At 69.2% G+C, this 9,428-nt stretch carries 6 protein-coding genes; 3 read left to right on the plus strand and 3 right to left on the minus strand.

The window, feature by feature from the left end; genetic code table 11:
* Window positions 1–1,086 (minus strand): VMAP-C domain-containing protein (locus tag GKQ77_RS20610; RefSeq protein ID WP_219690399.1); only part of this gene is annotated, 1,086 nt, incomplete at its 3' end.
* Window positions 1,087–1,279: 193 nt separating this feature from the next.
* Here GKQ77_RS20610 and GKQ77_RS20615 point away from each other — a divergent pair.
* Entirely contained in the window at window positions 1,280–1,705 is a 426-nt protein-coding gene (locus GKQ77_RS20615; RefSeq protein WP_219690400.1) for a hypothetical protein, read from the plus strand.
* 7 nt (window positions 1,706–1,712) lie between these two features.
* Here GKQ77_RS20615 and GKQ77_RS20620 read toward each other — a convergent pair whose 3' ends face one another.
* Both GKQ77_RS20620 and GKQ77_RS20625 read right to left on the minus strand, forming a co-directional pair.
* The gene (locus GKQ77_RS20620) at window positions 1,713–6,854 is read right to left on the minus strand and encodes a hypothetical protein (protein WP_219690401.1); all 5,142 of its coding nucleotides are present in this window, start codon (window positions 6,852–6,854) and stop codon (window positions 1,713–1,715) included.
* A gap of 100 nt (window positions 6,855–6,954) precedes the next feature.
* Window positions 6,955–7,965 (minus strand): YihY/virulence factor BrkB family protein, encoded by a 1,011-nt coding sequence (locus tag GKQ77_RS20625; RefSeq protein WP_219690402.1) that lies wholly within the window; start codon window positions 7,963–7,965, stop codon window positions 6,955–6,957.
* A gap of 177 nt (window positions 7,966–8,142) precedes the next feature.
* On the opposite strand from GKQ77_RS20625, the gene GKQ77_RS20630 reads away from it, so the two are divergent.
* Window positions 8,143–8,541, plus strand: a complete 399-nt coding sequence (locus GKQ77_RS20630) for a TOBE domain-containing protein (RefSeq protein ID WP_125512613.1) — start codon at window positions 8,143–8,145, stop codon at window positions 8,539–8,541.
* Between the two features lie 64 nt (window positions 8,542–8,605).
* Complete coding sequence (gene modA, locus GKQ77_RS20635; protein WP_308117731.1) at window positions 8,606–9,418, plus strand: molybdate ABC transporter substrate-binding protein; 813 nt, start codon at window positions 8,606–8,608, stop codon at window positions 9,416–9,418.
* Window positions 9,419–9,428 lie beyond the last annotated feature (10 nt).

A 9,428-nucleotide genomic window follows, 5' to 3' on the forward strand; every position in this document is an offset into this window, starting at 1 on the left:
GATCAGGCCTGACCAGTGTTCGCGCCAGGCGCGCTCGTCCTCGGGGCGCAGGTTCAGGCTGCGTACGACGACGCGTAGGTTGCTCTCGCTGTTGTCCCAGTCCTCGGGCATGCACCAGCGCACGACCGGGAGGTTGAGCAGGGTCAGGCCGAGCCAGAATTCGACCAGGACCTGGTCCGTGCTCCGCTGGGCCGTCCAGTGCGCGAGGCGCTGGCGCACGGCACGCTGCAGATCCGAATGACGGACGCGCACATCGTCGTCCTTGACCACCTGCTCCTGCTGGTGCCACACGCGCAACGTGCAGTAGTCCTCGTCCAGTCCGTCCGGCAGTAGGACGAACATGATGCGGGGCTCCGGGGCGGACCCGGCCCGATGCGGCATCGGACGCGCGGCGGCACGGCACCGCTTAAGGGGCTCATCGAGGCCGCGGTCCGCCGCGTGCGCGAGGCTCCACTCCTGGAGCCGTCGCCGCTCGTCGCCGGAGGGGAGGGAGGCGGCAAGGTACTCGAGGAAGGCCAGGAAGGGCGGGAGTCCGTCCGGCTGGGCGTTGCGGCGCAGGAGGTGCAGGGTCACGCTCCACGGGTCCGTGCAGTGCTCGGGAAGGCGGGGCGGGAAGGGAGCGAGGGCCAGACGCGCCACATCGTGGATGTCGGCCTCGCACTCCCGCAACAACGCGTACAGGGAGGTGAGTTCGGCGGGGGTCAGGCGGGCGCGCGCCAGATGCAGATCGCTCAGCAGTCTCAGCTGCGAGACCATCTCCGCGTCACCGGTCACGGCGAGGACCGCGCGGGTCAGGGAGTCGGTCTTCTCGCCGGTCTGGTCGTCCTGTGCGCAGCGTTGGACGATGTGTGCCAGCTCGTCGGCGCCGGACGCCTCGGGCCCGTCGGGGCGAGGGGTGCCCGACAGCGTGTCCTCCAGATGCCGCTGGAGTGCCCGGCGGGCGGTGGGCTGGCCAAGCCTCTCGGAGCGCGCCAGGAGACGCACCATGGCTCTTTCGAGGAACCTCGCCGAGGCGATCGCGCCGATGCCGGCGGCGGAGAGCGCGAAGAAGTCCTTGGATGCGAAGAAGTCCTTAGAAGTGCCCATGGAGCGTCCCCCCTGTCCGGCGCGCAGGTGATGGTGCGTCGGAGCGTGACTCGCATGCGTACTTCCTGGACTGTCCCGCATGTCGGGCGATCGCGCCAGAGCGCACTGGGTCCAACGACGGTGGCGCTTGTAAGACAGCGTTCGCACGGGAATACACCCGTGCGGGGGTGGAGTGGTGAGAGAGAGTGCGGCCATGGGGGACCTGGGGATCTGGGCGGCATGGGCGGCGGCACTGACCAGTGCGGCGACACTGGTCGTGACGACGGTGGTCGGAGGACGCCGGGAGCATCGGCTCTGGGTGCGGGACGCCCTCACGGATGCGTTCGTGGCGTTCCTGGAGGCCAGTTGGCAGCATTCGGACCTCTTTCATGCTCAGTCCGGGCAGAGCGAGAGCCCGCCGGCCGGTGCCACGGAGGCGTACGCCGAGATGCGCAGCCAACTGACGAGGCTGCGTCTGCTGGCGTCCGGGAACGTGCTGCGGGCCTGCGAGGAGTTGCTGCGCCAGCAACGGGGCGTGGCGGAAGCGGGGGCCGGGGCGGACCGTCGGGCTGCCCTGGCTCGGGTGTCGGAGCTGCGTCGCAAGGTGGTGGCGGCGGCGAAGACGGAGATGGGGCTCTAGCCGGTGATCAGGCGACATAGCGTCCCAGCCTGTCCTCGATGCTCAGCCGCAGGTCGGTCAGGGTGCCGCGGGTCTGCGGGGTGAGCGGCATCTCGGTGGTCGCACGCAGCAGCCAGCGGGCGATGTCGCTGCGTTGCGCGTCGGCCTCTTGCTGTGACCCCGGGAGCCAGTGGTGCACGATGTTGCCCAGTGCGGCCAGCAGGATCGGGTCCTCGGTGGGCAGCGCGTCCCGCAGCGGTTCGACGCTCCAGTACCCCAGTGAGATGAGCCGGGCGCGTGCCAGGCTGGGGTGCTGTGCGATCAGCGCAAGGTCCATGCTCCTCACCTCGTCCATGTCCTCTTTGGCGTTGTAGCCCGGGTCGTCCTTGGCCTTGAGCCGCGACAGATATCCCACCGCGGTGATCGCGTGGGCGGCGAGGGAGACCTCGACGCTGCCGTGCGCGCCATGCGAGTGACGGATGACTGTCGAGAGGTTGTACGGATCGAAGGCCGCTTCTTGCACAAAGGCGAGTTCCTCATACAGGCCGGTACTCGCGGCCAGGAGCACGAACTTGTGTCCCTGCACACCACTGGCGGGCGTCCGTTTGGCCAGGGCGGCCAGCTCCCGGCGTGCGTCTTGCGACAGGGAGACCGGTTTGACGGCGGGGGCGTCCAGCAGGACATCGGCACTGCCCAGCAGCGTCAGGAGTTCGCGGTCGGCGGCGCCATCGGCACTGCCCTGACCGGCCGGGCCGGGCTGCTCGCTCTGCTCCGCCCGCGCCGTGAGGAAATCGCCGATCTCCGCCCGGGGCAGCAGGGCCCGCCGCCATGTGACCGACCAGGGCCAGTGGAGGGCCGCCCGGTCCAAGTTCTGTGCCAGCAAGGTGCGGTGCACGCGCCAGGCCAGTTGCCGTCCCGTCTCGGCGTGCAGGTGTTCGGTGGCGCTGACCAGCGCGGCGACCGCCTCCAGCGACTCGGTGTCCAGGTCGTCGAGGTAGGGGGCCAGCAGTGCGGGCAGAATGCTGTGCATCTGCTGGGGGAGACTGTGCACGAACGCGGAGGCGATCAGGAGCGCCTTGCTGGTGCCCGTCGAGACGATGGACCGCAGACAGGCCTCGTCGACGTCCACGTTGCCGGCCAGGAGATGGTGGGCGGCCAGCGCGGTCAGGGAGTCGTCTCCCAGCGACAGCATCTTCTTCCACTGCTCGGGCGCCACGCCGATGCCGTGCAGGACATCCGAGGTCAGCAGCAAGGTGGGGGCCGCCGCCCCGTGCCACTGGAAGGAGTGCTGCGCTGTGGCGGCCCTGTCGATGAGTTGCGGCCAGTCCCGGTAGTCGGCGAGTCCGAACCGGAACCGGTAGGCCAAGAGGGTTTCGAGCCGGCCGCACGTCGCGAGGTGCGTGAGCAGCCGTAACCGCTCCTCGTCCAGCGTCTGCGTGGTTTCCGTGGCGGCCGTCTCCTTGAGTGCCGCGTCGAGTCCCAGGAGCCGTTCACCGCAGGCGTCCGCATAGGCGCGGGTTCTGGACCGGTCCGGCCGCACTCCCAGCTGCGTCACCGTCTCCCACGCCTGGGAGTGCACCTCCCAGGGCTCATCGGCGGCGATCCGCTCCCAGGCCAGGCCCACGAGGCTGTGCAGTTCGGCGACCTGGATGCTGCGCAGGGCCCGCGTGACCAGCCGTGGGTCCCGGGGTGTCCGCTCGGCCGGGGCGTCGAGGAAAGCGGTGAGGACCTCTTGCAGGTAGCTGCTCGCGTCGGGGACGAACCACCGATACATCATCACCAGGCCGTCCAGGGCGGCTTCCGCGGCGTCGGTGGACACGTCCGAGGCCAGAGCGGTGTCGCGCAGGATCTCCAGAGCCGCCCGGTCCCCGTACTTGGCCAGGGCGTACGCGGAGCGTTTCCAGGCGGGGATGCCGCTGTCCGAGGAGCGGAGAACGTCCTTCTGCTCGCGCAGGAACGTGTCCCGAATGATCTCGATGGCCGCACTGGCCGGAGCGGCCTGCATCAGCAGAGCCCCGTACCAGGGACTGGCGACGGCCCCCGCCCGCACCACGGCTTCGGTCGTCGCCTCCGGAGTCTCCGGATCGGTGACCAGCAAGACGGCCGCTTCTCTCCACCCGTACCGCAGGACGTAGTCCGTGACGGTCTTGCGCCTGTCTTCCGGGTACCGCTGCAGGGCGACCGCACCGCAGTAGGACTGGACCAGAGGGTCACGGAAGCTGACCCGTCCGGCGATCTCGTCCAGACAGGGCGTGGCCAGCAGTTCCCGTAACCGCTCCCGGCCGTGTCCCGTGGCCACTTTCTCCAGCGCGTCCTCTGCCGCCGCCCTGCGCAGCGCGCCGGACGCGTCGAGCTTCTTGGCGATCGCTCCCAGCAGCCGGATCAGATCATCGACGTGCACGCTCGACGCGGAGTCGTTCAGCAGCCGGGTGAGATAGCGGTGCACCAACTCGCCGGGGTTGGACGGCAGTACGTCGGTGCCGGCGTATTCGTCGACCAGCATGTTCAGGAACTGCGGCTTGCCGGCCAGATCGCGCAAGGCTCCGGCGCCGACATCCCGGAACAGGCGGGCCTCAAGGTTCTTGAACCGGCTCTTCCAGAGGTGCTTGTCCCGTTTGCGCAGCACCGTCCGTAAGAAGTCCCTGGCCGGTCCCTCACGGACCTTGTGCACGGCGACCGCGGGCCACCGCAGGACCATCGGGTCGTAGTCGCGCACGCGGTCGCATACGAGCAGTCTGAGACTCGGAGCCGTGCGGGCTATCCGGGCCAGATAGACCATGATCTGGCTGCGCTCGCGGCTGTCGACCAGGTCCAGGTCGTCAACGGTGACATGCACCCCGCCCATGGCGATCAACGCCGCCAGACACGCGTCCGACAGCACCTTCTGCAGGTCGTTGGCCACGCGCAGGAACCGGTGGACGGTGGTCGGCTCTTTGGACCTGCGCAGGAACTCGATGGCGTCGACAGCGGAGACCCACAGCGGCAGCAGCGGGCTGCCGCCGGGAACCACGTCCTCCGACAGCAGCCGCAGATGCAACTCACGCGCCACCGTCGTCTTCCCCGCTCCCGGATCGGACAACAGCACCACCTGCTGTTCCCGCTCGACCAGGGCTACACAGTCCTCGGACGCGGCCGACAGCGCGCCGTGCCCCTGCTGGACACACGGGGCCCCCGGCGGCAACCGGTGGCCCTCCAGAGCGATATAGGTGAACGAGAGATCGTCGGCCTGCCCCGTGCTCGGGTCAGGCCTCTGTGCTTTTCCCGCCGGGGCATCCGGTCCCGTCAGATGGCGTTGGAGTAACTGCTGGCGCGCCTCCAGCAGGGCTGATGACGGGAGCCGCCGCAGTCCCTGTGCCACGCGTGCCAGTACTGCGGTGTCCTCCACCCGAGAGGAGACCGCCAGGAGCAGATCTCCCGCGCCCGGGGAATCCGCCTCACCGGCGGCAAGCAGGACCTCGCAGGCCAGAGCCGCATCCCGCGGTGACCAGTCGGCGAACGTCTCGCCGAGCGGCCCCAGGCTCTCGCTCGCCACACCGGCCACGGCGCACGACGCCCGCAGCCGATGGGGGTTGGCCACCTCATCGTCGTTCTCCGCCCACTTCAGGGTCTTGCAGGCGGCCAGCACCAAGTGCTGTGGATAGTGCGTACGCCAATCGCCGAGAACGGTCCGCAGCGAGGTCTCGGCGAGCGTGCCGCGCACTTGCCACAAGAGGAGCAGGCTCCGTCCCAGGGGTGGATTGTCCGCCGTCAAGGCCTGGGCGACCTGCTCTGCCGCCGCGCGGACGCGCTCCCCGTCCCAGTGCGCGGTCATCCGCACCAGGAAGCCCAGGAGACGCTGCTGGCGTACCAGCTCGTCCCACGTCAGACGGTCCGCGAGACAGTCCCGGACCAGGCAGGTCTCCAACCACGCCGGATCCTGGAGAGTCGCCCCCGACTCGTCGAACGTCGCGAAATCGATCAGATAGGGAGTCGTGCCCAGAGTGATGATGTTGCGCGGGTTGAGGTCACGGTGAACCGGCGAGAACGACCGCTTGTCGGCAGGCCCCCACAGCACCGATTCCAGGCGTCCCACCGGATGCGCGATGCGGGTCTCCCCGTAGGTGATCGCCGTCTCCGTCTCGGTGAACGCTTCCGGCCCGAAAGCGCGAGCCATCGCCGCCGACCACGACTGCGCGCGCACAGCCGAGACGAGACCGAGAACCTCCACGGATCTGCGGTTCGTCTGCTCCTGACGGATACGCTTCAGACTCGCGGCCGTCCGTGCGGAGCCCATCAGCTTCACCCGCACATGAACCGCACTCTCGACCAGTGTCCCCGTGACGTCTTCGTCACTCACCTCAAGGTTGGTCAGGGACAGCCGCACTGTCTGGCCGGGAGCCAGAGAACGCTTCGCGCCGGGCGTCGCGGTGGATTCCTCCGCCATGTCATCGGAGTAGATCCGCGGTGCTTCCTTGTCCTCGGCATCGGCGTTGCCGTCCATCAGGAGCAAGTCACCGGGGCGCCCCTCGACCCTGCCCACCGACAGGCAGAGGTCAAAGCCAAGAGAACGGTTGAAAGACGCCGCCAGCTGCCTTTCCTGCGTCTCGGCCCGGGCATACATGCTGTCCGCCAGCGAGGCGAGCACCTGCCGCACCAGGGCGGCACAGTCATTCTCAGAGGCGTTCCCGTCCACGGCGGCGGCGACCACGTCCTCCAGGGCCACCATGCTCACCCCTGCACGGTGATCCCAGTCCATGGCGTGCCGGTACACCACGACGCTCTTGCGGGCCTCCCGCTCACGCTCTTCGACCACCCCCTGGCTGACCGCCGTGACAGCCACGAACATGTTGCTGTCACAGGTGGCGATGAGCCGCCTGTACCCCTTCCACTCTTTGATGGCGTCACCCACGTCCATCAGCTTCGCCACTTGCTGCGCGGGCTGCCGGTTACCGTCCCGGCGGGTGATGATCTCCAGAACCTGCGCGCCGCCACGGCCACCGGACAGTCGCTTGACGACCTCGACGCTCTCGACCGAAGCCGGCCACTTCCCCTCGGCACGGCAAACGCTGTCGCCCGCCGCGGGATCCGCATGGCGGACCACCCCGAGCAGCGCGTCCTTGACGGCGCTCCACTCTTCTTTGGCCGTGATCCCGCAACCGGCCGCCGGAGTAACCCTCAGTGGTTCAGTCACCGCACCCCCCGATGCCGCCACGACAATGCGCGGCGATACTCAACACCCCTACCCAGCAAGGAACTTTAGCCACCTTGGCCGGTCCGCGTCCCCGGAACCGTCAGGACGCCGGCCCCGGGCGGGACTGGCGGCGGCGCGGCCACTTGCGGGTGTCGCGGGGTTCCACGTACGGCTCCTCCTCCGGGGGCATGCCACCGGCGATCGCGCGCTGGCGGGCGAGTTCCGCGTCGAATTCCAGGCCGAGCAGGATGGCCAGGTTCGAGAGCCAGAGCCAGACCAGGAAGATCACGACACCTGCCAAGGTGCCGTACGTCTTGTTGTACGAGGCGAAACCGGCGACGTAGAGCGCGAACCCGGCGGAGGCCACCAGCCACAGGAGCACCGCGAGCACGCTGCCGGGGCTCAGCCAGCGGAAGCCCGGGCCATGGACGTTCGGGGCCCGCCAGAAGAGCAGGGCGATCATCGAGACGACGAGGACCAGCAGCACCGGCCACTTGGCGATGGACCAGGCCGTGAGCGCCTCGTCGCCCACGCCGATGGCGCCCCCCGCGCGCTCGGCGATCGGGCCCGTGAAGACCACGATCAGCGCGCTGACGGCGAGCAGGACCATCAGGGCCAGGGTCAGGGCGATCCGCAGCGGCGTCAGCTTCCAGACCGGGCGTCCCTCGGGGAGGTCGTACACGGCGTTCGAGGCGCGGATGAAGGCGCCCACGTAACCGGACGCCGACCAGACGGCGAGCACCAGGCCCAGGATCGCCATCACACCGCTGGTGCTGCCGCTGCCCTGCAACTGCCGTACGGCGTCGCTCAGCAGGTCGCGCACCGGGCCGGGCGCCAGCTTCTCCAGGTTGTCGAGGACCGAGGTGGTCGCCTTCTCGCCGATCACACCGAGGACCGAGACCAGGACGAGCAGCGCGGGGAAGAGCGAGAGCACGCCGTAGTAGGTCAGGGCGGCGGCCCGGTCGGGCAGGTCGTCGTCCATGAACTCCTTGCCGGTGCGCCGCAGGACCGACCACCAGGAGCGGGCCGGCAGCTCGGTGGGTTCGTCGGGCGCCGCCGCCTCGACCTCGGGGCCGGGCCCCGTGTTCTTGTCCTTGCCGAAGGTTGCCATGCGCGGCGAGTTGGCCGACTGGGCCGACGTATGCCTGTTCTCCTCGGGTTCTCTTCGGCAGATGTCGGGGTGCCGCGCGGAACGGCCTTGGGGGTTCCTCCATGAGGTCTCGCATCTGCCATGGATGAAGTCATCAAATATTTCAGATGCAAGGCAATCGCCCTTATCTTGTCGCACATGCAGTCCTACACGATTGGGCAGGCCGCGCGTCTGCTCGGGGTCAGTCCCGACACCGCCCGCCGCTGGGCGGACGCCGGACGCGTCGCCACGCACCGCGACGAGGGCGGGCGGCGGCTCATCGACGGCCGGGATCTGGCCGCCTTCTCCGTCGAGGTCGCGCAGAGCGGCGGCGCGGGCGAGGAGGACGTCCCGTACACCTCCGCCCGCAACGCCTTCCCCGGCATCGTCACCGCCGTGAAGCTCGGTGACGTGGCCGCCCAGGTGGAGATCCAGGCGGGTCCGCACCGCCTGGTCTCGCTGCTGACGCGTGAGGCGGTGGAGGAGCTCGGCCTCGAGGTCGGGATGCAGGCCACCGCGCGCGTGAAGTCCACGAGCGTGCACATTGATCGCGCCTGAGCCAGGAGTCCCGCCCATGTCGTTCTTTCCGAAGTCTTCCGTCCCCGCTTCCGTGTCTGCTCCCGTGTCTGCTTCCGTGTCCGCTTCCGTTCCTGCTTCCGTCCGTCGTGGTGCCGTCGCGGTCCTGACCGCCGCGCTGCTCGTCCCGTTCGCCGCCGCCTGTGGTGGCGATGACGACGACAGCGGGCGCGAGAAGGGCGGTGGCGGCAAGGACGTGCAGCTCACCGTCCTCGCCGCCTCCTCCCTCACCGATGTGTTCGCCACCGCCGAGAAGGCGTACGAGAAGGACCACCCGGGCGTCAGGGTGACCGTCTCCGCGGCCGGTTCGCAGGAGCTGGCCGCGCAGGTCAAGCAGGGGGCGCCGGCCGATGTGCTCGTCACCGCCGACACCAAGACGATGGACGGCCTCAAGGCGGAGACCGGGACGCCCACCGTGATCGCCAAGAACCGGCTTGTGATCGCCACCCGGGAGGGGAACCCGGAGCGGATCAAGGGGCTGAAGGACCTCGGTGACAGTGAGCTGAAGGTCGTCCTCGCGGACGACACGGTTCCGGTCGGGCGCTACAGCAAGCAGGTCCTGGACCGGCAGCGCGTCGAGGTGAAGCCCGTATCCAAGGAGGCGAACGTGCGTTCTGTGCTGAGCAAGGTGGAGCTCGGCGAGGCCGACGCCGGGCTCGTCTACCGGACGGACGCGGCGACCGTGCCGGGCAAGGTCGACGCCGTCGAGATCCCCGACGCGCAGAATGCCGTCGCCTCCTATCCGGCGGCGACGCTCAAGGGCTCCGCGAACGGGGAGGAGGCGGCGGCGTTCGTCAAGTGGCTCAGCACGGGGTCTGCGCAGAAGATTCTGCGCGAGGCGGGCTTCCAGAAGCCGTAGCGCGTACGTC

This window comes from Streptomyces anatolicus, assembly GCF_019400875.1.
In the GTDB taxonomy this organism is placed as follows: Bacteria; Actinomycetota; Actinomycetes; order Streptomycetales; family Streptomycetaceae; genus Streptomyces; species Streptomyces anatolicus.